Below are 24,638 nucleotides of genomic sequence, written 5' to 3'. Positions count from 1 at the left end.
TCCTCCCCCCCCCGTCCCCCCCCCCCCCCCCATCTCTCCCCCCCCCCCCCCCCCCCCTTTCCCCCCCCCGCGGCCGGTTGCTGGGTGCCCGCTGGGGCATCAGCCGGTGGTTCAGCGCTTGTCGCGCAGGTCGTCCACCTTGTTCTCGATCTTCTCCTTCAGCGACGGGTCGCGGAACTGCTCGTCGCGATCCGCGCGGAACTCGCCGCGGGCGCCGTCCACGTCACCCTCGACCTCGATGCGCTCCTTGGCGACATTCTCGGTGACGGTGCGGTTCTCGGTGACCTCTTCGGTGCCGACCCGGACCTTCTCCACGCCGACGGTCTCCTTCGAGACGACGGGGCGCTCCTCGTGCAGCACCACCTCGGTCTCGCCCTCGGAGAGGTGGCCGCCCTGGACGACATCGCCGTCCACGATCGGGGTGCGCTCGACGCGCAGCTCCTCGTGGGAAACCGGCACCTGCACGCTCTGCTGCTCGTTCACGACGTGCTTGCGGATGCGCACCCGGCCGCTCTCGACCTGCTGGGTGCCGACATTCAGGCGCTCCTCGTGGCGGACGACGTCGCCCTCGGCCAGGTTGGCGTCACGATCGACGGCCACGTCGCGACGGGCGTCGTCATTGCGGCTGGCGTAGCCAGCGGCACCCACGCCACCGGCAGCGGCAACGTCGGTGCGGTTGGCGTCGTAGCCGGTCTGATCCTGCTCGAGGGAGTAGTAGCGGTACAGCTCCTGCTCCTCGGCCTCGGTGATGTGACCCTCGGGATCGATGCTCGGGGCACCCTTGATCTGGTCCTTGGTGTAAGGGACGCGAATCTCGCCGTTGGCGACCTCTTCACCGCGCAGCGGGACGAAGGTCTCCTTCATGCCCAGCAGGCCGGTCTTGACGGTGACCCACTCCGGGCGACCCGTCGCGTCATCGAGGTAGACCTGGCCGACCTCGCCGACCTTGTTGCCCTCGGAGTCGATCACGGTGCCGTAGTAACGGTCGTAGTCCTGCGTGTTGTCAGTCATTGGTATTTCTCCTTTTGGCCAGTGGCCAGTAGGGGAGTGCTTTCCCGGACAATCTCCAAGCTAGAGGGAAATTCCGGCGCATGACAAGCGATTTCGCTGACAGGCGTAAAGCTCGGCTGTGAGCGAAATGTGCCCCCTACCCGGGGGGATTTCATCATCATCGGGCGCGCTGGGGCCCGCGTCGGGAGGGGAGGGCCGCTGGGATAACCTGCCAGCAGACGGAGCACGCCGCCAAGTGGCTATGATCTGCAAGGCCCTTTTCCGGCAAGCGGCCACGCAGCACGATCAACAAGGGGAGCAGATGCCAGTTCGGGACAGCGGCGACTTCGTCGACCAGGTGAGCGCAGTGAAGGCTTGGGCACAGGCGGCCCACGAGCTGCTGGTGGAGACGGCCGGTGCCCAGTCCACGATCGAGTACGCCAAGCTCGCGCGGCTGGTGCAGCAGCGCTCGGGGATCAGCACGAAGCAGCCGATCGCCAAGTGGATCGCGCCGCTGCTGGGCATGATCGCGCGCAAGTGCGACGGGGAGAAGCTGCCCCTGCTGACCGCCCTGGCCACCCGCCGCGACGGCAGCGTCGGTCAGGCCTATGACGAAATCCTCCGGCTGGCCAGGATTCCGGTGGACTTCGAGGACCGCGAGGAGCACGCCGCCGATCAGCGCGAGGCCTGCTACCGACGCTGGCAGGGTTCCACGCCGCAGCCCGGCACCAGTCTGGCGGGCGCCACCCGGCCCGTCGTCGTGGTGGGGAAGACGCCGGCGGCCAAGAAGGTGGTCGGCGGCCGCGCCGCCAAGAAGGAGCCCCTGCAGGGCAACACCTGCCCGCGTTGCTTCATGCAGATGTCGCTCACCGGAGTTTGCGACAACTGCGACTGAGCCCGGATGAGGGCCCCTCGACAAGCTCGGGGATCGTGGTCGCCTGTCTGCGGACCCAACCCCGATGGCCGAGCCTGTCGAGGCCTTGGTGCGGCCCCTCGACAAGCTCGGGGATCGTGGTCCCGGAACCGCCTATTCCACGGGCAACCAGCGGCCGCCCAGCCGGCGCAGCACCCAGTACCGGCCGACCATGGCCACCTGGTCCACCGCCTCCCGGGCGGCCTCGGTGGCCATCGACGCCAGTTGCACCTCTTCGGCGTCGCTGCTGTCCGGCACGGTGAAACGAACGGTGATCCGGGGCGTCCCGGCCACCACGTCCACCTGCCGGTCGTCGACGTGGAAGTTCTCCTGGACGGCGGTGACGGCCCCGTCCAGCACCGCCTCCGGGCGGTTGCCGGGGCGTAGGCCAAGGATCTCGAACTGCACTCTGTAGGACGGCACGGGGAGAGTCTAGAAGCCGGTGCCGACACTTTCGGCTGGGTCGGATAGCCTCGTCCGGTGAGTTCCACCACCCAGTCAGTTGTTTCGTCGCGGGCGACCGCCGCGGCCCGCACCGCCACCCTGCTGGTCTTCGCCATGAATGGTGTGCTCTTCGCCTCCTGGGCCTCCCGGATTCCCGAGGTGAAGACGACGCTGGGGCTCTCGGCTGGTGACCTGGGGGTGGTGCTGCTGGCCGTCTCCTGCGGGTCGCTGGTCGGCCTGCCGCTGAGCGGCCGGATCGCACACCGGCTGGGTGCCGGCCGGGCGGTGCTGGCCGGCTGCTTCGTCTCGGCCTTTGGCATCGGGCTGGCCTCGCTCGGGATCGACCTGTTGGCCTCCCGGGAGGTGCTGATGGCCGGGCTCTTCTTCACCGGTCTGGGGATGGGCGTCTGGGACGTCTCGATGAACCTGGAGGGCACTGCGGTGGAGCGGGGGCTGGGGCGCAACATCATGCCCTGGTTCCATGCGGCCTTCAGCGGCGGCACCGTGGTGGCGGCGCTGATCGGTGCCGGGCTGACGGCCGCCCGAGTGCCGATCTGGGCACACCTGGTGACCGCTGTCGGTCTGTGCGTCGGCGTGTGCCTCTGGCAGGTGCGCAACTTCGTGCCCGCCGTGGCCGAGCCGGAGATCGAACCCGATAGTGCTGTCCCGGCGCCGACCCGCTCGGCGTGGACGGAACCCCGCACCCTGCTGATCGGCGTCGTCGTGCTGGCCGCGGCCTTCACCGAGGGCACCGCGAATGACTGGCTGGCGGTCGCCTTCGTTGAGGGGCACCATCAACAGCACTGGGTCGGCGTGCTCGCGCTGGCCGTCTTCCTCAGCTTCATGACCGCCGGACGGGTGCTGGGCACGGGCCTGCTGGATCGCCACGGCAGGGTGCCGGTGCTGCGCGCCCTGCTGGCCATGGCCGCGATCGGCTGCGCGCTGGTGGTCTTCGGAAACACCACGCTGGCCTTCATCGGCACGATGCTGTGGGGGGTGGGCGCCTCGCTGGGCTTCCCGGTGGGGATCTCGGCTGCCGCCGACGATCCGCAGCACGCCGCCCGACGGATCAGCGTGGTCTCCACCATCGGCTACACCGCCTTCCTTGGAGGCCCGCCGGTTCTCGGCTGGTTGGGCGACCACACCGGAGTGCTGCAGGCCCTGCTGGCGGTCGGCGTGATGCTCGTGATCGCCTTCTTCCTCACTCCGGCGGCGGATCCGCAGCGGGCCATCCGGCGTCGCTGAGGCGGGGGTTCAGGTCTCCAGCTGCTCGCCGGTCCAGGCTAGCACCGCCAGGACCACGACGCTGGTGACCAGCAGCACGAAGGACAGGCCGATCGCCAGCCCCAGGTTGGACTCGAAACCGATGAAGATGGCCAGCGGCATCGTCTGGGTGACGCCCTCCCGGTTGCCGGCAAAGAAGATCGTCGCACCGAATTCACCCAGGGCACGGGCCCAGGCCAGGACCAGACCGCTGATCAGGGCTCGCTGGGCACCGGGCAGCATGATGTGCCAGCAGGCCTGCAGCTCCGAGGCGCCGTCCATCGCGGCGGCCTCGCGCACCTCGGGGGCGATCTCCGCGAAGCCCACCCGGGCGGCACGGACGAAGAAGGGCCCGGCGACGAAGATCTGGGAGAGCACGACGGCGGTGGTGGTGAACGGCAGGGTGATGCCGAAGACCGCCAGCGGGCGGCCCAACCAGCCATTGCGGCCAAAGACCTCCAGCAGCGCGATCCCGGCGACCATCGGCGGCAGGACGATCGGCAGGTCCACCAGGAGCTGTGCCAGCCGGGCGCCCGGGAAGCGAAAGCGGGCCAGCAGATAGGCCAGCGGGGTTCCGGTCAGGATGATCGCCAGCATGCTGACCAGCGTCGTGACCAGGGACAGCCGGATGGCAGCGTGCACCGATGGGTCGGCCAGGTGCGCGCCCAGATCGCCGCTGACCGCCACCCAGAGCAGCCCCGCCACCGGAACTGCCAGCAGGGCCAGCAGCAGGGCGGCGGGGCCGATGAAGGGCCACAGTGCTCGGGGACGGGTCACGCGGTGTTGAGTCACCCGGGGGAGGCTTCCGTGATCAGACGGCTGGAGGCAGGAAGCCTGCCTCCTCCAGTACCTTCCTGCCCTCCCCAGTGGACAGGAAGTCCAGGAAGGCCTGTGCGCCGGCGGCATTCTTTCCGGCCGACACCGTCGCCGCGGAGAGCGGCAGCATCGCATTGACCTTGTCCGGGATCTCGACGGTGGTCAGACCCTTCCTCTCAGCTGGAAGGTCGGTGATGAAGACGATGCCCGCATCGGCCTCGCCCAGCTGCACCTTGTTCACGATCGGCTGCACGCCCATCTCCCGGGAGACGGCATTGGCCAGGACCTTCGCGGTGAAGCCGGGCTGTTTGGCCTCGATCTTGGCCAACGACTTGGCGGTCACCTTCCAGATCGGCAGGGTTTCGGCGCCGAGCAGCACCTTGGTGCCGGGCTTGGCCAGATCCGCCACGGCGGCCACCTTCCCGGGATTGTCCGGTGCCACCACGACCACCAGCTTGGTGCGGCCCAACTGTTTCACCGAATCCTTCGCCACCAGCCCCTTGTCCGCCGTGGTCCTCATGTCATCGGGATTGGCGGCAATCCAGACGTCGGGCGTCGCGCCCTTGGCCAGCTGCTCGCGCTGCACGGGGGTGTGGCCCACCTCGAAGGTGGCGGTGCCCAGCCCAGCGGCTGCGAAGGCGGTGGCCAGCTTCTTGGTCTGGGCGGCCATGGCGCCCGGGGCATAGACGACGACGGTGCCCTGCCCGGCCTCACCGGATGCGCCGGCGGAATCCCCCGGACTGGCGCTGCCGCCGGGAGTCGACTTCTCCTGCCCGCAGGCAGCAAGCGGAATGACGGCGAGGGCGGCGAGCACGCCGCGACGGGACAACATGGTGCTGGAGGCTCCTTGGACTGGACACTGTTCCCCAGTAGTCGTCGGCAAGCGCCGAAAAGTTCCCGTTCAGACCGCTTTGGCCGAGATCTCCAGTTCCTGCCCCTCGCCACAGGCGACGACGAGCTCCTGCCGCGCCCGGGCCACCCGGGAGCGGATGGTGCCGATCCGCACCCCGCACACCTCGGCCGCCTGCTCATAGGTGAAGCCCAACAGCTGGGTCAGGACGAAGGCCTCCCGGCGGTCGACGGCCAAGGTCTGGAAGACGGCCGCGGCCTCCACCAGCACCAGGCTGTCCGCCCCGGCCTCGGCGTGCGAGGCGAGCCAGGCGGGGGAGTACGGGGTCTGGGGGCGCGCAATGTCACGCCGCACCGCGTCAGCGACCACACGCCGGGCGATGGTCAACAGCCAGGCACGGGCAGGGGAGCGACCCTCGAAGGAGGGCAGCGAATCCATCGCGCGCAGGTAGGTGTCCTGGGTGAGGTCGTCGGCGGCCTCGGTGCCCGCCAGGTGGGCGATGAAGCGCCACACGTCGCCCTGGGTCAGCCGAATGAACTCGCCCAGCGCGGGACGGTCGCCCGTGCCAGCCCGCAGGGCCAGCTCGGTCACGCGGGCATCATGCTCCGCGCGCCCCTGTGGCCCCACCCTCTTCAGCACGGGCTTACCATAGCGCCTGACCGGCTTGGGCTAGGGTTGCGACATGGACATGTGCTGGCAGCCGGAGCGCTGGCGTGCCTCCCTGTCCGCGCTGCTCGACGGTGAGGATCCGGAGATCCCCCGGGTGGAGCTGGACCGGCACCTCGCCGAGTGCCCGGCCTGCGCTGAGTGGCACACCCGTGCCGAGGAGCAACAGGAGCTGTTGCTCAGCGCCGGCGGCCCGGCCAAGGACCTCTCATCCTTCTTGATCGGCGTGACCGAGGCACACATCTGCAGCTGCCACACCGGCGGCCCCTGTGAGTGCACCAACTGCGTCTGCCCCACCTGCACCTGCCACGAACAGGCCAGCTGAATCGGTCATCGTGGTGACATTGGCACGGACCAAGCCACGATCCCCGAGCTTGTCGAGGGGCACCGAAATTCTCAGAGGCCGAGCAGTTCCTCCACCACGGCCATCACACCCGACTCCTCGCCGGTGGGCGCCCGGAACCTGGCATTCTCGACGGCGGCCGGTTGGGCGTCTGCCATCGCGTAGCTGAGGCCGGCGGCGGCCAACATCTCCGCATCATTGGCGCTGTCGCCGAAGGCCAGCAGCGTGTCAAAACCGCGGTCTCCCCACCGCTCCAGCAGCAGTGACAGGCCAAAGGCCTTGTGCCGGCCGGGAACGATCAGGTCCATCCCCTGATGACCGGTGGTCACCGGCACCAGGGCGCCACCGAGCTGCTCGGACAACTCTTCGGCGATCCGGTCGGCCTGTCCCTCTCGGGTGACCAGCGCGAACTTGCTGACCGGTCCGTCGATCTCATGCAGGCTGTCGACACTCTTCAGGTTCTCGTAGGCGCTGTTCATCAGCACGCGCATTCGGTCCGGCACGTCGCCGGTCATCCAGCCGCCCTGCGGGCCGCTGGCCACCGAGCGGATCTCCGGATGCCCGTCGATCAGCGCCACGACGTCACGCACGATCTCGTCGGGCAGCACGGCGGCGTGCACCAGCTCGCCGCCGCGGTCCACCACCACCGAACCGTTGTCCCCGACGAAGGCGAGCCGCAGTGGTTCGTCGAACATGGTGCGCATGCTCAGGTACTGCCGCCCGCTGGCGATCACGACGCGGATGTCGCGTTCCTCGCAGGCGTCGAGCATCCGGGCGAAACGCGGCCGGTCGTAGTCGCGCTGCGGGGTGAACAGCGTGCCGTCCAGATCGATTGCGACCGTGGTGAAGGTCTTGGAATTCACGCTGCCCACTTCCGTAGCCGTTGGGATGGTCAGGCCTTCTTGACCGGGGCCTCGCCAAGCGCGACCTCAACCGTCAGGTCCTCGTCGGCCTCGGCCCAGAGCACCTCGCCGGTGATGTGGCCGACGGCCCGCAGATCCGCCTCGATGTCCTTCAACCGGTCCAGGACCTCGCCGCGGCCCACCAGATTGGCCCGGACGACCTCGGTCTTCTGGCTGACCTTGGCCGAGCTCTTGGCGCCGCGCAGGGCGATCAGCACCGTCGCCAGGTCTTCCAACAGCAGGGCGTCGCCGCCGATCGGCAACTCCTCGGGCTTCGGCCAGGCGGCCGTGTGCACCGAGCCGGTCTTCCACCAGCTCCACACCTCTTCGGTGACGAAGGGAAGGAAGGGGGCGAAGAGCCGCAGCATCACGTCCAGGGCTGTGCGCAGCGCGGCCTGGGCGCTGGCGGCCTCCTCCGCACCCTGGGCGCCGTAGGCACGCTCCTTGACGGCCTCCAGGTAGTCGTCGCAGAAGCCCCAGAAGAAGCTCTCGGTGGTCTCCAGCGCGGTGGTGTAGTCGAAGTTCTCGAAGGCCTCGGTGGCCAGCACCACGACGCGGGCCAGGCTGGCCAGCATCGCCAGGTCCAGCGCATTCTTGACCACGCGACCGCTCTGGCCCATCGGCTTGGGCTCCTCGGAGCTCATGCCCAGCACGAACTTGGAGGCGTTGAGCACCTTCATCGCCAGGCGACGGCCCACCTTCATCTGGGTCTCGTCGAAGGGGGAGTCCATCCCGGGCCGGGCCATCGCGGCGCGCCAGCGGACGGCGTCGGCGCCGAACTTGTCCAGGATCTCGGTGGGAACCACCACATTGCCCTTGGACTTGCTCATCTTCTTGCGATCGGGGTCGGTGACGAAGCCGGAGATGGTGGCGCGCTTCCAGGGCAGCTGGCCGTTCTCCAACTCGGCGCGCACCACGCGGCTGAACAGCCAGGTGCGGATGATGTCGTGCGCCTGCGGGGCCAGATCCATCGGGAAGGTCAGGCCGAAGAGTTCCTCGTCGCGTTCCCAACCGGTGACGATCTGCGGGGACAGCGAGCTGGTGGCCCAGGTGTCCATCACGTCGGGGTCGGCGATGAAGCCGCCGGCCACGCCGCGCTGGCTCTCGTCGAAGCCGGGCGGGCACTGGCTCGCCGGGTCCACCGGCAGGCTGGCGGCGTCGGCGACGATCGGCTCGGCGGTGATCGGCTCGCCCTCGGCATCCAGCTTGTACCAGACCGGGAAGGGCACACCGAAGAAGCGCTGGCGGCTGACCAGCCAGTCGCCGTTGAGGCCGTTGACCCAGTTGGAGTAGCGGTGCTTCATGTGCTCCGGGGTCCAGGCCAACTCTTCGCCACGGGCCAGCAGGGTGTTCTTCAGGGCATCGTCGCGGCCGCCATTGCTGATGTACCACTGGCGGGTGGAGACGATCTCCAGCGGCTTGTCGCCCTTCTCGTAGAAGTTCGCCATGCGCTGGGTGGGCTTGGGCTCGCCGTCCATCTCGCCGGTCTCGGCCAGCTTCTCGACGATGTTCTTGCGTGCCGTGAACGTGGTCCTGGTGGCCATCTGCTCGGCGTAGAAGTCGCCGTTGACCAGCCATTCCGGCGTCTCGGCCTGCAGCCGGCCGTCGCGGTTGATGATGGTGCGCATCGGCAGCTGCAGTTCGCGCCACCAGATCACGTCGGTCAGGTCACCGAAGGTGCAGCACATCGCGATGCCGGCGCCCTTGTCCTTCTCCGTGGCCGCGTGGGCAAGTACGGGGATCTCAACATCGAAGATGGGGCTCTTCACCGTCGTCCCGAACAGGTGCTGGTAGCGCTCGTCGTCGGGGTGCGCGATCAGGGCACAAACGCTGGGCAGCAGTTCGGGCCGGGTGGTCTCGATGTAGACGTCGTTGCCGTCGGGCGCATGGAAGGCAATCCGGTGGTAGGCACCGGGGTAGTCCCGAGCCTCCAGCTCGGCCTGGGCGACGGCGGTCTGGAAGGTGACGTCCCACATCGTCGGGGCCTCGGAGAGGTAGGCCTCGCCGCGTTCCAGGTTGCGCAGGAAGGCCAGCTGGGCCACTCGCTGGGCGTCGTCCGAGATGGTGGTGTACAGCGTGTCCCAGTCCACCGACAGGCCCAGGGTGCGCCACAGGTCCTCGAAGACCTGCTCGTCGACGGCGGTCAGTTCGTGGCACAACTCAATGAAGTTGCGCCGACTGATCGCCACCTGCTTCTTCGGGTCCGGCTTGGCCGGGGGAGTGAAGTCGGGGTCATAGGCGATCGACGGATCGCAGCGCACCCCGTAGAAGTTCTGCACCCGACGCTCGGTGGGCAGGCCGTTGTCATCCCAACCCATCGGGTAGAAGACCTGCTTGCCCGTCATCCGCTGGTAGCGCGCGATGGTGTCGGTGTGGGTGTAGCTGAAGACGTGGCCGACGTGCAGCGAACCCGACACCGTGGGCGGCGGGGTGTCGATGCTGAAGACCTGCTCGCGCGACGCCGGGCGCTGGAAGGCGTAGGTCTTGTCCTGCTGCCACTGCGCGGCCCACTTCTTCTCCAAACCCTCGAGCACGGGCTTGTCCGGTACCTGCCCCGTCGACGGGGTCGGTGCGGACATGGTGCTGGAGGGATCTGTAGTCATGGTGGCGATTCTAGTGAGTGCCACTGACAGTCTGCGAACCGACGGCCGCGACGAACGCCGAGACCGCACCGACGACTGCCTGATGGTGAGGGCACTGTTCACATTCCTTGAACTCGACCGGGGCTGGTTGTCCGCTCCTGCTAGCGTCACGTGCGGACATCTCAGAGGAAAGAGAACAGATGAGCAGCAACGGTTCCCACCCCGCGCCAAAGCAGTCCGCCCGCGACGCCCTGCGTCAGCAACGTGCCGCCGAGGCGAAGGCCGCCAAGAACAAGAAGGTGGTGATCATCCTGCTGCTCACCCTGGCGCTGATCGCCGCGCTGGTGGCGGGCTTCTGGCTGGCCGGCAAGTCCAAGCGGGACAAGGATTCCCAGGCCACGGTCGAGGGCCAGACCCTGGCGCAGGCATTGACCAGCATCCCGGCCGCCAACTTCGACACCGTCGGTGCCGGAAACACCACCGACAGCCCGCAGACGATCCCCGGCGGGAAGCCGCACCTGGTGGACGGCAAGCCCCGGGTGCTCTACATCGGTGCCGAATTCTGCCCCTACTGCGCGATGGACCGGATGGCGCTGGTCAGTTCGCTGTCCCGCTTCGGGAAGTTCGATGGACTGAAGGATGCCCTGTCCAGCCCCAATGAGGGGCCCGTCTCCAACATCCCGACCATCACCTTCACCGGCTCCAGGTTCACCAGCGACGCGGTCTCCCTGACCGCCGTCGAGACCGCCGACCGGATGGGACAGCCCACCGGGGAGACCCCGAGCCCGGAAGACCAGGCGATCTTCAAGAAGTATGCCCCGCAGAGCGGCATTCCATTCACCTACTACGGCTCGGCCTTCAGCAACTGGGCGGGTTTCGATGGCTCGTCGATGGCCGGCAAGACCTCGCAGCAGATCGTCGACGCCCTCAAGGACGTCAACTCCGCTGAGTCCAAGGCCGTGCTGGGCGCTTCCAACGTGATCTCCGCGCAGATCTGCAAGGAGACCGGCAACAAGCCAGTCGAGGTCTGCACCTCGGCCGGGGTCACCGAGGCCGCGAAGAAACTGCAGTGACCCAGCGGCGCGTCGAGCGGCTCACCGGGCTGCTCTATCTGGTTGCGTTCTGCGTGGCCGGCTACCTGACCTACGAGCACTGCACCGGCAATGCGACGCTGGCCTGCAGCTCCACCGGCGTGGTGGACTGCGCGAGCGTCACCACCAGCAGCTACTCCTACCTGTTCGGGATTCCGGTGGCGCTGCTCGGGCTGCTCTGGGCGCTCGCCTCGCTGGTGCTCTGGGCCTGGGGCCGTCGGGCCCTGCCCTGGGCGCGCCGCAACCCGGTGCAACTGGGTTGGCTGGCTGCCGGTCTGGCCTTCGTGCTCTACCTGGTCTGGGTGGAGCTGGTGCCGCTGGGCAAGATCTGCTCCTGGTGCACCGTGGTGCACGTCACGGTGCTGCTGCTCTTCCTGCTCCGCTTGACTGCGCAGATCCTGCTGGAGGACGACCAGGGCTGATCAGTCACCCACATGACGAAGGGGGCTCCGAGCGATGTGCTCGGAGCCCCCTTTAACGTTGTGCGCACCAGAGCGGTGAGGACCAGCCCGTGGGGCGCGACTGGCTCAGGCGTTGGCCTTCAGCGCGGCCAGCAGCTCGGCCTCGGTGCTGCCCAGGTTCACGGTCTTCATGTCCACCTTGTTGCCGTTGACCATCAGCGATGGCGTGCCGGTGATCCCGGCGGCGCTGGCCTTCTCGTCCACGGTCTTGACGAAGTCCTCGGTGGCCCTGGTGTCGTAGCAGCTCTGGAAGGTGGTCAGCTGCTCGCCGGTGATCCCCACCTGCTGCGGGATGGTGCTGCGCAGCAGCTCGTCGGAGTAGCCCTCTGAGCCCTTGACCTCCTGCTGGGCCTGGTTGGCGAAGACGGCATTGTGGTACTTCGCGTAGGCGCCGGCCTTGTCGGCGCAGGCCGCGCCGATCGCCGCGCGGGTGGAGGCGCTGTTGAGCAGGTTGGGATTGCGCTCCATGAAGGTCATGGTGCGGTACTCGAAGTTGATCTCGCCCTTGTTGGCCAAGGACTCGAGGAGCGGGCCGTGGCTCTGCTCCAGCTGCTTGCAGGCCGGGCACTGATAGTCGAAGAAGAGGCTGACCGTCGGAGCGCCCTGCTTTGCCTTGCCCGGGTTGACCACGATGGCGGACTTGTCCGCGGTGGCATTGGGCGGGGTGCCCTGTGCGGTGACCTCCCGCGCCTTGGTGCGGTTGTTGTTGAAGAGCACGGTGCCGACGATGGCCGCGATCGCCAGGGCCAGCACCAGCGCGCCCATCATCACGATCCGCATCTGGCGGGCCTTCCTGGCCTCCGCCTCCTGCCGAATTCGCAGTTGTTCGCGACGGTTGGCGGGTGCGGGGCTGCTGCCGGAAGCCTTCTTGCTGCTCATCGGGGGTCCTCTCCGACGAGGTTGTCCTCGTCCGGGTCGATGTCATGGTCAGAGGGGAGTAGTGGGCTGATGGGGCGAAAGAGCCAGCCGTCGACGCTGAACGGGGTGCGCGGGCGCCAGACGAGCCAGGCCCCGCACGCCGCGAAGACGGCGTCGCGGATGATCTCCCACAGGTACTTCGGGTCGTCGGTCTGCCCGCCCTGGCTGAAGCAGCCGCAGTCGATGCTCAGGCCGCGGGCCCAGACGCTGGCGATGCCGGCGATGAAGGCAAGCATCATCAGGGTGCCGACCAGCGCCGAGACCCGGGTGAACAGGCCAACCAGGATCAGCAGGCCGACGATGATCTCCAGCACCGGCAGGCCGTAGCCGATCGCCTTGATCACTGAATAGGGCAGGAAGTCCAGCCGGTAGGCGCGCACGGAGAGCACATTGGCGTCCAGATTGCCCACCTTCAGCAGGCCGGCCACCAGCAGCGCACCACCCAGCACCAGCCGGGCCAGCAGCCCGATCCAGTCCCGGGCCGTCCGGCCAGAAGTTTCAGTTTCAATCACGGGGGAATGATAGTCGGCCGATCCAGTTGCCTCTGGGGTGCCGTGTTCCGCCCGGCTCATGCCGCGGCCTTGATCGCGGCCAGGTAGTCCGCCTCGGTGGGATCCTTCTCACCCATCAGGGCCTTCAGATCCAGCTGGTTCTTCAGTGCACCGGAGTCATCCGCCACCCAGTACTGGGGCGAGGAGGTGTCCCGGTCGGCGGCCCGGGCGGCGTCGAGCACCGTGGTGACCGCGTCGTGGGTCTGGCGCTGGTCATAGCACTGGGTGAACGCCGACGGATCCTCCAGCGACAGGGTGTCCAACAACGATTTCAACAGCTCGTCGGAATAGCCGTCACCCTCCTTGGCGGGCTGTTTGGCGAAGACGGCGTTGCGGTACCTGTCATAGGCCCCGGCGACGTCGGCGCAGGCCGCGCCCACATTCGCCCGATAGGAGGAGTCATTCGACGCGCGGTCCAGCAGTGTGATGCTGCGCACCTCGACGCCGATCTCCCCCTTGGCCACCAGCTTGGTGGTCAGCGGGCCCAGGGCGTCGTGCGCCACCTTGCACCACGGGCACTGGTAGTCCTCGTAGATCACCAGCGTCGGCTTGCCCGCGGGCGTCTTGGCCAGGGTGATGCCCTCGCCCTTGGCCGAGGCATTCGGCACCGCCAGTTGCTTCCCGACGGGCACCGGCGCCGGCTTGCGCGACTGGTTCCACCACCACGCGCCGCCCGCCACCAGCAGCACGGCCAGGGTGGCGCCCACCACGGCACCGATGATCCGGCCTCGACGCTGCGCGGCCAGCGCGGCCTCACGCTGTGCCTGCAGCGCCGCTCGACGGCTGGCGGGGGTGGGCTTGCCCATCTGTTTCTCCTTGACGGCTGCGGGCCACGACGTGTGCACCCAATCACAAGCCTGCCATGTCGCTGGGGCCGGTAGGCTGGCACCACCATGACAACACCCCCCACGCACTCGTCCAGCAGCCACGCCCAGATCACCGAAGAGCTGATCTCCCGCTGGCCCGAGCACCGGATCGCCCCGTCGCTGGGCCGGATCCAGGCCCTGATGGACCTGCTGGGTTCCCCCGAGAAGTCCGCGCCGGTGATCCAGGTGGCCGGCACCAATGGCAAGGGCAGCACCGCGATCATGATCGACGCCCTGCTGCGCGCCAACGGCCTGCGCACCGGCCGTTTCTCCTCACCGCACCTGGTGGACGTCACCGAGCGGATCTGCGTTGACGGCGAGCCGATCAGCCACGAGCGTTTCGACGAGCTGTGGGCCGACGTGCGGCCCTATGTCGAGATGGTCGACGCGCAGCAGATCGACGGGGTGAACATGACCTTCTTCGAGGTGATCACCGGCCTGGCCTATGCCGCCTTCGCCGATGCCCCCGTCGACGTGATGGTGATCGAGGTGGGGCTGGGCGGCACCTGGGATGCCACCAGCGTCTGCAGCCCGCAGGTCAGCGTCGTCTGCCCCATCGGGCTGGACCACACCCACATCCTGGGTGACACCCTGCACGAGATCGCCACCGAGAAGGCCGGGATCATCAAGCCCGGCAGCACCGCGGTTCTCGCCGCGCAGGAGCAGGAGGCGGCCGAGGTGCTGACGGATCGCTGCACCGAGGTGGGCGCCAAGATGGTGCTGGAGGGGCGCGACTTCGCCCTGCTGGAGCGCACCCAGGCCGTCGGCGGTCAGCTGCTGCGGCTGCAGGGGACGGAGGGGCCGGTGGGTGACATCCACCTGCCGCTCTTTGGTTCGCACATGGCGCAGAATGCGGCGTTGGCGATGGCCGCCGTCGAGGCGCTGCTGGGTGGCCGGGCGTTGAACCCGGAGGTGGTGGTGGACGGCTTCGCTGCCGTCGAGGCCCCCGCCCGGATGGAGCTGGTGCGCACCTCCCCGCCGGTGGTGATCGACACCTGCCACAATCCGCACGGCGCCACCGCCACCATGGCGGCGATGGTCGAGAACTATGCCTTTGCCCCGATGATCGGCGTCGTCGCCATGATGGGCGACAAGGACGTCGACGGGGTGCTGCGGATCTTCGGCGAGCAGATGACCACCCTGATCTGTACCCGCGTCGCCTCCACCGACCGCGGCCTGGGCGCCGACGAGCTGGCCGAGCGCGCCGCCGGAATCCTGGGCGAGCAGCGGGTGCGCACGGCTCCCGACGTCGCCACCGCGCTGGAACTGGCCACCATGCTGGCCGACGAGGAACCCGGCGCCGGCGTGCTGGTGGCTGGCTCGGTGATCCTGGCGGGTGAGGCCCGCGCCATCCTGGTGGCCAACCGCCCCGAGCCCGAGGCCGTCGTCGACCGGACCACCTTGACCACCCCCTTCGACCTGGACGGAGACAACTCGTGGTGAACCTCGCCCTGGCCCCGGACAATCCGATGAACCGCGCCATGTCCGGCTGCCTGATCATGGAGGTGATCGTCTTCGGGCTGGCCTTTCCGGGCATGGTCATGGTCTCCGAGGTCTCGGTTCCGCTGGCCGCGGCCAGCTGCATCATCGCCTGCCTGCTGTGCATCCTGGCCGCCGCCCGGATCAAGACGCCGCTCGGCTATGCCCTCGGCTGGGCCGCGCAACTGGTCGGCATCGCGCTGGGTTTCCTGACGCCGATGATGTTCGTCGTCGGCCTGATGTTCCTGACCATCTGGGCGGCCTCCTTCATGATGGGCCGACGCCTGGAGTCCAACACGGCCCAGTAGTCACGTTCCCTTCAACTCGACTGGCACTGACGCCCGGGCGCTTCGGCGACCTCCACCGCGACGGCGCGCCTGGACAGTGGGCCAGCTTGTAGGGTCATGGTCATGACGACTGAACGCACCCTGGTCCTGCTCAAGCCCGACGCCGTGGAACGCGGCCTGATCGGGGAGATCATCCGCCGCTACGAGGCCAAGGGGCTGACCGTCCTGGCGCTGGAGCTGCGCACCGCTGACGCCACCGTCGCCCAGCAGCACTATGCGGAGCATGTCGGTCGCGAGTACTACCCGTCGCTGGAGGAGTTCATCACCTCGGGCCCGCTGGTCTCCGTCGTTTTGGAGGGGGAGCGCGCCATCGAGGCCGTGCGATGCCTGAACGGCACCACCGATTCCGCCGTCGCCGCCCCCGGCACCATCCGCGGTGACCTGTCGCTGTTCAAGAACCGCAACCTGGTGCATGCCTCCGACGCGCCCGAGAGCGCCGCCCGCGAGATCGCCATCTGGTTCCCCAACCTGGCCCAGTGACGTGACCCAGCACCCCCAGCAGCCGCAGACCGCCCTGCCGATGCCCAGCACGCCCATGCCCACGGTGGAGCTGCCCGTGACCGAGAGCTCCTACCACCAGTTCTGGCGCACCCCGCTGTGGCGCTGGTGGCGTCCGTTGGCAGTGCTGGTGGTCGGGGCACTGGCCTTCTTCCTGCTCTCCATGGTCTTCGGCGCCATCGCCATCGGCATCGACGTCTCCACCGGCCGCCGCACCATGGAGGAGGTGCGGCAGATGAGCAACGAGAACCTGAAGATGACGCCGGCGCTCTTCCTGATCAACAACCTGTCGCTGGCCCTGTTCATCCCCATCGGAATGCTGCTGGGGCGGTGGTTCTTCAAGCAGCGGCCGGGCTGGCTGTCGAGCATCACCGGGCGGATCCGGTGGGTATGGCTGGGGCGCTGCTTCGCCGTGCTACTGCCGCTGTGGTTGCTCTACATCGGGTTGGAGACCTGGCTGATGTCGCGTTCCCCGCAAGGTCTGGGGCTGGCGGTCAACTCCGACACCTGGCTGCTGCTGTTCGGCATCCTGCTCACGACACCCTTCCAGGCCGCCGGCGAGGAGTACGGCTTTCGCGGGGCGATCAATCGCGCGCTGGCCAGCTTCTTCACCCATCGCTGGATCGGTTTCGTCGTGGGGGCCGTGGTCAGCTCGACGCTGTTCATGTTCTCCCACTTCGCCCAGGACATCTGGCTGAACATCTTCTACTTCTGCTTCGGGATGATCGCCTGCGGCATGACGCTGCGCACCGGCGGGTTGGAGGCCGCGATCGCGATGCACATCGTGAACAATGTGCTCAGCGAGGCGACGATGCCCTTCAGCGACATCTCCGACATGTTCGACCGCTCCGCCGGTGCCGCGGGCCCGTCGGCCTTGATCGGCGTGGCGGTACCGCTGATCGGCTGGGCACTGGTGGAGTGGCAGGCCCGACGGCACAAGGTCGTCGCCGCCACCGCGCCGGGCCTGGAGCGCCAGCGCCAGCTGGATCAGCAACTCGCCACCTGGCAGCAGCAGATGATCGCCTGGCAACGGGCCCAGCGGGGGTTCTGAGCGGCAGGGGCGGTCAGCGTCGTCGGATTCCCGTTGATGCTGAAGCCTCAACTACGCTGGTGCCACCATGACTGTTGACACCCGCACCACCGCCCCCGAGAGCCTCTTCGGCCGGCTCGAGCCGCTGCTCGCCCAGGTGAGCAAGCCCATCCAGTACGTCGGCGGCGAGCACAATTCCGTCGTCAAGAACTGGGACGACGTCGACGTGCACTGGGCGTTGATGTACCCCGACGCCTACGAGGTGGGGCAGCCCAACCAGGGCGTGGCAATCCTCTACGAGATCCTCAACGAGCGCGACTGGATCCTGGCCGAACGCAGCTACGCCATCTGGCCGGATCTGGAGAAGCTGATGCGCGAGCACCAGATTCCGCAGTTCACGCTGGACGCGCACCGCCCGGTCGGCGCCTTCGACGTGCTGGGGCTGAGCTTCTCCACCGAGCTCACCTACACCAATATGCTCAACTCGTTGGATCTGGCCGGAATCCCAGTCCGCAACGCCGATCGTCGCGAGGACGACCCGATCGTGCTGGCCGGTGGCCACGCGTCGTTCAACCCGGAACCGATCGCGGACTTCATCGATGCCGCGGTCCTGGGCGACGGCGAGGAGGCGGTACTGCTGATCAGCGAGCTGATCCGCGAGTGGAAGACGGCGGATCGTCCCGGCGGACGCGACGGCCTGCTGCAGCGGTTGGCGGAGACCGGTGAGGTCTACGTCCCCAGGTTCTACGACGTCAGCTACCTGCCCGACGGCCGGATCCAGCGCGTCGCCCCGAACCGGCCCGGCGTACCCTTCCAGGTGCGCAAGCACACCCTGATGGACCTGGACCAGTGGCCCTACCCGCAAAAGCCGCTGGTGCCGCTGGCCGAGACCGTGCACGAGCGCTATTCGGTGGAGATCTTCCGCGGCTGCACCCGAGGCTGTCGCTTCTGCCAGGCCGGGATGATCACCCGCCCGGTGCGAGAGCGCAACCTCGAGACGATCGGCCAGATGGTGGCCGGTGGGCTGGAGGCGACGGGTCTGGAGGAGGTGGGTCTGCTCAGCCTCAGCTCCGCCGACCACTCCGAGATCGCCGAGGTCACCAAGCAGCTGGCCGACCGCTACGAGGGCACCAATGTCTCCCTCTCCCTCCCGTCGACCCGCGTGGACGCCTTCAACATCGACCTCGCCAACGAGCTGAGCCGCAACGGCCGTCGCTCCGGCCTCACCTTCGCCCCCGAAGGTGGCAGCGAGCGGATGCGCAAGGTGATCAACAAGATGGTCAGCGAGGACGACCTGATCAACACCGTCGCCACGGCCTTCGGCAATGGCTGGCGCCAGGTGAAGCTGTACTTCATGTGCGGCCTGCCCACCGAGACCGACGAGGACGTGCTGGGGATCTACCACATGGCCAAGCGCGTGATCGAGACCGGGCGGCAGGTGGCCGGCACCCGGGACATTCGCTGCACCATCTCCATCGGCGGCTTCGTGCCCAAGAGCCACACCCCCTTCCAGTGGGCCGGTCAGGCCTCGCCGGAGACCATCGACCACCGGTTGCAGCTGCTGCGCGAGACGGTCCGGGCGGACAGGCAGTTCGGCAAGGCGATCGGCATGCGCTACCACGACGGCAAGCCCGGCCAGATCGAGGGCCTGCTCAGCCGCGGCGATCGTCGGGTGGGCAGGATCATCGAGGCGGTCTGGCGCGACGGCGGTCACTTCGACGGTTGGAGCGAGCACTTCAGCTATGACCGCTGGGTGGCCTGCAGCGAGCAGGCCCTGGCCGGCGAGCCGGTGGACCTGGCCTGGTACACCACCCGCGAGCGGGACTACGACGAGGTGCTGCCCTGGGACCACCTGGACTCGGGCCTGGACCGGGACTGGTTGTGGGAGGACTGGCAGGACGCGCTGGATGGCGGCGAGGTGGAGGACTGCCGCTGGACCCCTTGTTATGACTGCGGTGTCTGCCCGCAGATGGACACCAACATCCAGATCGGCCCCACCGGCGCCACGCTGATCCCGCTGCAGGTGGTCACCCGGGACCTGTCACCCAAGGGGTGAAGCGGGTCGGAGAGCCGTTCGATCGGCGGCCCACCCGGGGCCGCCGATCGTCAGTTCATCCGGTTGATCACGGCGACGTGCCAGACCACCAGACCGTGTCTGGGGGAATGGCCGGCCAGGGTGGTGGACCGGCCCGTGGCCAGGTCATGGCGCTTCAGCGCGGAGCCCTCGGCGACGTACTCGAGGCTGTCCCAATACCACTGGCTCGATCCGAGCCGGTCACCCGAGAGTGACCGGCTGGTGAACTCTTGGGAAGCCCTGGAATCGGAGGCTCAGCGGCGGGCGTCCACCATCGCGACGCTGGTCACTCGCTGCTTGTCCCGGCCCAGACCGGCCAGCACAACGTTGCGCCCGGTGCGCAGGTCAAGGCGGCTGATCGAGCGGGTCGCGGAGTCGCAGCCGGAGCCGTTGAAGTAGTAGACGCTGGTGCCGACGACGGCCAGTGGCGCGGAATCGTCGGGCATCCGCAGCGGGTTCACGGTGCGGCCATTGACCACGCCCATCCGCGACGGCCCGCACGAGCTGGCGGCCTCAACCACCCGGCCGGTGGGAGTGGCCCAGCTGTCCAGGTAGCCGAACATCAGCGCTCCCTTGGTGCTCAGCGTCGACGTCAGCGCCACCGGTGCGCCACCGCGGATGTCGTAACGGAAGGCCTGCGCGTCGGTGCGCCGGATGTTGGTCGGCAGGCAGGCCGCGGTGAAGCGGTTGGCATCCAGCCAGTGCTGCGGGGTGCAGAGCCCGAAGCCTTTCGGATTGGGCAGGCTGCGTACCCGGACCCCCGTCGCATTGCCGTTGACCTGGAGCCTGCCCGTGCCGCCGCGGCTGACCAGGAACTTGCCGTTCTGGGTGGGCAGCATTCCCAAGCCGTGCAGGGTTCCGGCGTAATTGGTCTGCACCACTCCCTTCAGGCTGAGTCGTTGCAGGGAGCCGGAGTCGGTGGTGGGTGCGGTGCGGGCGATCAGTGATCGGCCCGATGGGTTGCTGAATCGCACCTCTTCCCAACTACCCTTCAGCAGCGTGGTGCTGCGGGTGCGCACGTCGACGATCTTGCGGACCGGTCGCAGGCCCGCGTAGTTCAGCACCAGCACCCGCGTGCCGGTGGGGGAGACTGCCTCGACATTCCAGTCGGCGCCGAGCTTCAGCACCGGGTAGTGGGTTCCGGTGGGGGACACCATGGTGAGCATGCCCTGCCGGCCGAGGGTGACGGCGCTCCAGCCGGCGCCCATGGCGGGGAGCTTGCCGGTGGGGGCCGGCGCGGCGTCGGCGACGGGCGTGCTGGCCAGGGCGGAGGTGAGTGCCAACCCGGCAATGCCGATGGTGGCGAGGCTGTGATGGGTGCTGCGACGGATGTTCATGATGTCCCCCTGGGCGATGGCGGGCGCCCCGTGCGCCTGTCACTCCATCTACGCGCGCCACCGGGTGCAGGGTTGCAATCCGTCGATGAGAAGCACAGAAGGCTTTCCCAAGAGATTCCCAGCACCCGCGGATCGGCTCGGCGGGGGATCGGGCGGTCAGGCCATGGCGTCGCGCAGTTCCCCGTCCACCAGCTCGCCCTGGGCCAGCCGGGTCAGCATCGCGGGGCGGGGGACCTCCAGCTCGGGGGCGATCTGGCGCAGGGCCTTCACCACGTCGTCGGGCCGCACCAGCGGCGTGGTGTGGTGGGCGAAGAGCTCCAACTCGGTGGGCTCCGGCTGGGTCAGCGTGATGATCGCGGAGCGGACGTCGAATTCCCGCAGGCCGGTCTTGGTCATCCGGCTGATCTGGAAGTTCTCGGCCGCCAGAAGCTGCTCCACGGCACGGCGCAGCGCCTCGGGGTCGATGTCTCCCTCCCCGGCCGGGTCCAGCTCGATCCGCCAGCGCGACGCGGTCAGGATCTCCGACAGCGAGCGCCGGTCGGAGACCACCACCTTGACCACGTCCAGGCCGGGCGGAAGGGCCTCGTCCAGGGCGGCGCACACCGCATCGGGGGCGCAGACCTCGCTGACGCCGATCTCCAGGTACTCCGCCTCGGTGGCCGCCGACGTGGGGGAGGCATTGGCATAGGAGATCCGCGGGTGCGGGTTGAAGCCCGACGAGTAGGCCATCGGCACCTGAGCCCGCCGCAGGGCGCGCTCGAAGGCCCGGCCGAAGTCCCGGGTGCTGGTGAACCGGGCCGGCCCGCGCTTGGCGTACTGGACGCGAAGCCACTGGGCGGGCGGGGCCTGCTGTTCTGGTTGCTGTCGAGCCACGCGGACACCCTACCGGCAGTGCTCGGGAGAGGTCTGCGCCACAAACCACATTCTGAGTGCCACCCAATGCCGTGGAGGCACTACCTCCGAATCAGGATGTGGTTTGTGGCGCAAACCGGCGGCGCCCGAGCGCGGTCGCGGCGTGGGGAATCGAACCGCGGCTGTGACATGTGCCATACTGGCGGGCAGGTAAGCAGTCCTTCATGAACTGCTCACTCGGATCGGCGAGCACTGCCAACCGCGACGACGCCTTCGACCGCGGGGTGGGGCCGGCAGATCCGATTTCCGCCAGCTTTTGGCCGCGATTCACTACCGCGGCTGACGAACCGCACCCTCGCAGGGTGCCGAGGAGCACAGCATGCTCGATGAGTTTTTTGTGGACTCTGACCAGCCGAACCAGGACAACACCCAGAACGAATCCGTGCCCGCCGAGCGCCCCAAGCGCCGCCGCGCCGCCTCCCGCCCCGCCGGTCCGCCCAAGGAGGTGACGGTTGCCGAGGCCGAGGTTCCGGTGACCCAGGCCGCCGGTCAGGCCAGCGTCGTGGTGGCCAGCGAGCCGCCCGCCGACGAGGCCCCCGCCGAGCGTCCCAAGCGCCGCCGCGCCACCCGCAAGGCCGCCGCACCTGAGCCGGTCGCGGCGCCGACGGTGACCGCCCAGACCGTGCCCGCCTTCCAGGCGGCCGAGAACACCCCGGTTGCCGAGCCCGCCGAGGCTCCGGCCCCAGCCGCGCAGGGCCCCGCCACCGAGCTTGCCGAAGCGGTCGAGGCCTCCGTGCCCGCGCCGGACGAGCCCGTCGAGGCCCCCCGCGCCCGCCGCACCAGGACCCGCAAGACCACCAAGGCGACGCAGGCCCCGGCCGAGGCCGCCCCCGTCGCCGATCCCGCCGCCGACGATTCCGAGGAAGCCGTCCCGGTGGCCGAGGCGCCCGCCGCGGAGCCCGCCCCTCGCCGTCGGCGCAGCCGCAAGGCCGCCGAGCCCACCACCGAGGCCCCGGCCGACGTGGATGCCGCGCTGGCTGCCGTCAGCGCCGCCGCCGCGGATCGCCCCAAGCGGGGCCGCAAGGTGGCCAAGGCCGTCGCCAACCCCTTCGTCAGCCCGCAGCTGCCGGTCGACGAGAACGGCGAGGTGGATGCCCAGGCCGTGCTGAACTCGCTGGCCGCCTCGATCGCCGCCGGTGACCAGCAGGCCGTGCTGCCCGCCGTGCCGACCGTCCCCGCGATCGCGCCGATGCCCGAGGCAGAGCAGATGGCCGTCGACCCGGAGGATGTCGAGGACGAGGACGAGACCGCCGAGGACACCGATCAGCCCGAGGCCGTCGAGGACGGCGCGGACGGCGAGGACGAGGCCGACCAGGACTCGTCGCAGGACGAGGACAACGACGACACTTCCGAGGACGACACCTCGGATGATGATGCCGACTCCACGGATGACGAGGAGGGCGGCTCGCGTCGCCGTCGTCGTCGCCGCGGTGGCCGCCGCCGTCGCCGGGGGAGCAGCTCCGACGACTCGTCGGACGACGACTCCACCGACGAGCAGGCCAAGACCGAGGACTCCGACGACTCCTCCGAGGGCTCCGAGGACGCCGCGGACAAGAACGACACTGACTCCGACGAACAGGGCTCCGAAGGCGGCCGCCGTCGCCGCCGCCGTCGCCGCCGTCGCGGTGAGGACACCGGTGGCGCCGAGGACGACCCGAGCGATGTGGTGGTCCGGGTGCGCGAGCCGCGCCGGGTCCGCAGCACCGCGCAGGCCAATGACGAGGTCACCGGCATCGACGGCTCCACCCGGATGGAGGCCAAGAAGCAGCGCCGCCGGGAGGGCCGCGCCGCCGGCCGTCGTCGCGCCCCGATCCTGAGCGAGTCGGAATTCCTGGCCCGCCGCGAGTCCGTCACCCGACGGATGGTGATCCGGCAGAACGAGGAGTACACCCAGCTCGCCGTGTTGGAGGACGACATCCTGGTGGAGCACTATGTGGATCGCGCCAGCGCTACCAGCCTGATCGGCAACATCTACCTGGGCCGGGTGCAGAACGTGCTGCCCAGCATGGAGGCCGCCTTCATCGACATCGGTCGGGGCCGCAATGCGGTGCTCTACGCCGGTGAGATCGACTGGGACGCCTTCGGCGCCGCCGGTGAGCAGAAGAAGGTGGAGCAGGTCCTCAAGAGCGGCCAGACCGTCCTGGTGCAGGTCAGCAAGGATCCGGTGGGGGCCAAGGGTGCCCGCCTGACCAGCCACATCAGCCTGCCCGGCCGTTACGTGGTCTACTCCCCGGGCGGTCACCTGTCCGGGATCAGCCGAAAGCTGGCCGATTCCGAGCGGCACCGCCTGAAGGACATCCTGGCCGAGCTGATCGACGACAAGTCGTCGGTGATCGTGCGGACCGCCGCCGAGGGCGCCAGCGAGGACGAGCTGATCCGCGACGTGAACCGGCTCAAGGCGCAGTGGGAGATCATCGAGAAGAAGTCCAAGCAGGGCAGCGCCCCGCAGCAGCTCTACGCGGAGCCGGACCTGACCGTGCGGATCGTGCGTGACCTGTTCACCGAGGACTTCACCGAGCTGGTCGTCGCCGGAAATGGCGGCCCCGAGGACGCCTATGAGGCGATCAACGGCTACGTCACTCACGTTGCGCCGCACCTGGCCGAACGGCTCACCAAGTGGGAGACCGAGACCCAGGGCGATCCCTTCGCCAAGCACAAGATCGACGACCAGATCGCCAAGGCGCTGGAACGCAAGGTCTTCCTGCCGTCGGGCGGTTCGCTGGTGATCGACCGCACCGAGGCGATGACCGTGATTGACGTCAACACCGGCAAGTTCACCGGCACCGGCGGCAACCTGGAGGCCACCGTCACCAGCAACAACCTGGAGGCGGCCGAGGAGGTCGTGCGCCAGCTGCGGTTGCGCGACATCGGCGGCATCATCGTCGTCGACTTCATCGACATGGTGCTGCCCAGCAACCGGGAGCTGCTGCTGCGACGCCTGGTGGAGTGCCTGGGCCGGGATCGCACCCGCCACCAGGTGGCCGAGGTCACCAGCCTGGGCCTGGTGCAGATGACCCGCAAGAAGATCGGCACCGGCTTGGCCGAGGCCTTCACCGAGGAGTGCTCGGGCTGCGGTGGCCGCGGCTTCATCCGGCACGACCATCCGGTGGAGACACAGGCGCCGGCCGACGGCGGTGATCGCCACAGTGGTGGCGGGCGTCGCGGGCGTCGCAACAACCATTGATCCACCCAACCGACCGTCAGTTTGACCCCGCCACACGGCACGGGTAGAGTTGGCGGTCGGTCCGGGTTGCGGGCGTGATGAGTCTTTGGCTCGTTCCCCCGCCCACCGAATGACTTTCAAC

General features: G+C 68.6%; 23 protein-coding genes. 11 read left to right on the top strand and 12 right to left on the bottom strand.

The window, feature by feature from the left end; all coding sequences use genetic code 11:
* Positions 1-111: 111 nt before the first annotated feature.
* Positions 112-1,011 (bottom strand): PRC and DUF2382 domain-containing protein, encoded by a 900-nt coding sequence (locus AAEX57_RS13810; protein WP_342092854.1) that lies wholly within the window; start codon positions 1,009-1,011, stop codon positions 112-114.
* A gap of 301 nt (positions 1,012-1,312) precedes the next feature.
* Here AAEX57_RS13810 and AAEX57_RS13805 point away from each other — a divergent pair, with 301 nt between their 5' ends.
* Positions 1,313-1,885 carry a hypothetical protein gene (locus tag AAEX57_RS13805; protein WP_342092853.1) on the top strand — a complete coding sequence of 191 codons (573 nt, stop codon included), beginning with the start codon at positions 1,313-1,315 and terminating at the stop codon, positions 1,883-1,885.
* Between the two features lie 132 nt (positions 1,886-2,017).
* On the opposite strand, the gene AAEX57_RS13800 is transcribed toward AAEX57_RS13805, so the two are convergent.
* Positions 2,018-2,326 carry a hypothetical protein gene (locus AAEX57_RS13800; protein WP_342092852.1) on the bottom strand — a complete coding sequence of 103 codons (309 nt, stop codon included), beginning with the start codon at positions 2,324-2,326 and terminating at the stop codon, positions 2,018-2,020.
* A 57-nt stretch (positions 2,327-2,383) separates the two neighbouring features.
* Here AAEX57_RS13800 and AAEX57_RS13795 point away from each other — a divergent pair, with 57 nt between their 5' ends.
* Positions 2,384-3,592, top strand: coding sequence for an MFS transporter (locus AAEX57_RS13795; RefSeq protein ID WP_342092851.1), 1,209 nt, complete (start codon positions 2,384-2,386; stop codon positions 3,590-3,592).
* A gap of 9 nt (positions 3,593-3,601) precedes the next feature.
* Here the strand turns inward: AAEX57_RS13795 and AAEX57_RS13790 are convergent, their stop codons facing one another.
* The 3 genes from AAEX57_RS13790 to AAEX57_RS13780 all read right to left on the bottom strand — a co-directional run bounded on the left by AAEX57_RS13790 (position 3,602) and on the right by AAEX57_RS13780 (position 5,867).
* On the bottom strand, positions 3,602-4,402 hold the full coding sequence (locus AAEX57_RS13790) for an ABC transporter permease (protein ID WP_342092850.1): 801 nt from the start codon (positions 4,400-4,402) through the stop codon (positions 3,602-3,604).
* A gap of 19 nt (positions 4,403-4,421) precedes the next feature.
* Positions 4,422-5,258 (bottom strand): molybdate ABC transporter substrate-binding protein, encoded by an 837-nt coding sequence (gene modA / locus AAEX57_RS13785; protein ID WP_342092849.1) that lies wholly within the window; start codon positions 5,256-5,258, stop codon positions 4,422-4,424.
* 69 nt (positions 5,259-5,327) lie between these two features.
* Positions 5,328-5,867, bottom strand: a complete 540-nt coding sequence (locus AAEX57_RS13780; RefSeq protein ID WP_342092848.1) for a sigma-70 family RNA polymerase sigma factor — start codon at positions 5,865-5,867, stop codon at positions 5,328-5,330.
* A 91-nt stretch (positions 5,868-5,958) separates the two neighbouring features.
* Between AAEX57_RS13780 and AAEX57_RS13775 the strand changes: the two genes are divergently transcribed.
* Positions 5,959-6,267, top strand: a complete 309-nt coding sequence (locus AAEX57_RS13775) for a zf-HC2 domain-containing protein (RefSeq protein WP_342092847.1) — start codon at positions 5,959-5,961, stop codon at positions 6,265-6,267.
* A 71-nt stretch (positions 6,268-6,338) separates the two neighbouring features.
* Here the strand turns inward: AAEX57_RS13775 and AAEX57_RS13770 are convergent, their stop codons facing one another.
* Both AAEX57_RS13770 and valS read right to left on the bottom strand, forming a co-directional pair.
* Entirely contained in the window at positions 6,339-7,148 is an 810-nt protein-coding gene (locus AAEX57_RS13770) for an HAD-IIB family hydrolase (protein ID WP_342092846.1), read from the bottom strand.
* 29 nt (positions 7,149-7,177) lie between these two features.
* Positions 7,178-9,790 (bottom strand): valine--tRNA ligase, encoded by a 2,613-nt coding sequence (valS, locus tag AAEX57_RS13765; RefSeq protein WP_342092845.1) that lies wholly within the window; start codon positions 9,788-9,790, stop codon positions 7,178-7,180.
* Between the two features lie 179 nt (positions 9,791-9,969).
* Between valS and AAEX57_RS13760 the strand changes: the two genes are divergently transcribed.
* Positions 9,970-10,842, top strand: a complete 873-nt coding sequence (locus AAEX57_RS13760; RefSeq protein ID WP_342092844.1) for a DUF929 family protein — start codon at positions 9,970-9,972, stop codon at positions 10,840-10,842.
* A complete protein-coding gene (locus AAEX57_RS13755) occupies positions 10,839-11,282 on the top strand; it encodes a vitamin K epoxide reductase family protein (RefSeq protein ID WP_342092843.1) in 444 nt (147 codons plus the stop codon). Before AAEX57_RS13760 ends, AAEX57_RS13755 begins: the two co-directional genes overlap by 4 nt.
* Positions 11,283-11,387: 105 nt before the next feature.
* Here the strand turns inward: AAEX57_RS13755 and AAEX57_RS13750 are convergent, their stop codons facing one another.
* From AAEX57_RS13750 to AAEX57_RS13740, 3 genes are read right to left on the bottom strand one after another with little or no spacing between them, the layout of a single operon-like run.
* Entirely contained in the window at positions 11,388-12,200 is an 813-nt protein-coding gene (locus tag AAEX57_RS13750; protein WP_342092842.1) for a DsbA family protein, read from the bottom strand.
* The gene (locus tag AAEX57_RS13745) at positions 12,197-12,748 is read right to left on the bottom strand and encodes a DoxX family protein (RefSeq protein ID WP_342092855.1); all 552 of its coding nucleotides are present in this window, start codon (positions 12,746-12,748) and stop codon (positions 12,197-12,199) included. The genes AAEX57_RS13750 and AAEX57_RS13745 overlap by 4 nt, the downstream gene beginning before the upstream one ends.
* 59 nt (positions 12,749-12,807) lie before the next feature.
* A complete protein-coding gene (locus tag AAEX57_RS13740) occupies positions 12,808-13,596 on the bottom strand; it encodes a DsbA family protein (protein WP_342092841.1) in 789 nt (262 codons plus the stop codon).
* An 87-nt stretch (positions 13,597-13,683) separates the two neighbouring features.
* Here AAEX57_RS13740 and AAEX57_RS13735 point away from each other — a divergent pair, with 87 nt between their 5' ends.
* From AAEX57_RS13735 to AAEX57_RS13715, 5 genes are all read left to right on the top strand, one after another.
* Positions 13,684-15,099 carry a bifunctional folylpolyglutamate synthase/dihydrofolate synthase gene (locus AAEX57_RS13735; protein WP_342092840.1) on the top strand — a complete coding sequence of 472 codons (1,416 nt, stop codon included), beginning with the start codon at positions 13,684-13,686 and terminating at the stop codon, positions 15,097-15,099.
* Positions 15,093-15,443 (top strand): DUF4233 domain-containing protein, encoded by a 351-nt coding sequence (locus AAEX57_RS13730; RefSeq protein ID WP_342092839.1) that lies wholly within the window; start codon positions 15,093-15,095, stop codon positions 15,441-15,443. The genes AAEX57_RS13735 and AAEX57_RS13730 overlap by 7 nt, the downstream gene beginning before the upstream one ends.
* 102 nt (positions 15,444-15,545) lie before the next feature.
* The gene (gene ndk, locus AAEX57_RS13725; RefSeq protein WP_446721162.1) at positions 15,546-15,962 is read left to right on the top strand and encodes a nucleoside-diphosphate kinase; all 417 of its coding nucleotides are present in this window, start codon (positions 15,546-15,548) and stop codon (positions 15,960-15,962) included.
* A 1-nt stretch (position 15,963) separates the two neighbouring features.
* Complete coding sequence (locus AAEX57_RS13720; RefSeq protein WP_342092837.1) at positions 15,964-17,031, top strand: CPBP family intramembrane glutamic endopeptidase; 1,068 nt, start codon at positions 15,964-15,966, stop codon at positions 17,029-17,031.
* Between the two features lie 67 nt (positions 17,032-17,098).
* Complete coding sequence (locus AAEX57_RS13715) at positions 17,099-19,066, top strand: TIGR03960 family B12-binding radical SAM protein (protein ID WP_342092836.1); 1,968 nt, start codon at positions 17,099-17,101, stop codon at positions 19,064-19,066.
* A 272-nt stretch (positions 19,067-19,338) separates the two neighbouring features.
* Here the strand turns inward: AAEX57_RS13715 and AAEX57_RS13710 are convergent, their stop codons facing one another.
* Entirely contained in the window at positions 19,339-20,421 is a 1,083-nt protein-coding gene (locus AAEX57_RS13710; RefSeq protein ID WP_342092835.1) for a hypothetical protein, read from the bottom strand.
* 156 nt (positions 20,422-20,577) lie between these two features.
* Positions 20,578-21,294: a TIGR03936 family radical SAM-associated protein gene (locus AAEX57_RS13705; protein ID WP_342092834.1), complete on the bottom strand. Its 717-nt coding sequence runs from the start codon at positions 21,292-21,294 to the stop codon at positions 20,578-20,580.
* A gap of 358 nt (positions 21,295-21,652) precedes the next feature.
* On the opposite strand from AAEX57_RS13705, the gene AAEX57_RS13700 reads away from it, so the two are divergent.
* Positions 21,653-24,517, top strand: a complete 2,865-nt coding sequence (locus AAEX57_RS13700; RefSeq protein WP_342092833.1) for an Rne/Rng family ribonuclease — start codon at positions 21,653-21,655, stop codon at positions 24,515-24,517.
* Positions 24,518-24,638: the final 121 nt, after the last annotated feature.

Source organism: Luteococcus sp. H91 (genome assembly GCF_038433135.1).
Lineage (GTDB): Bacteria > Actinomycetota > Actinomycetes > Propionibacteriales > Propionibacteriaceae > Luteococcus.
Note: the sequence above shows the minus strand (reverse complement) of the source record. Positions and strands in the feature narration are given on the sequence as shown.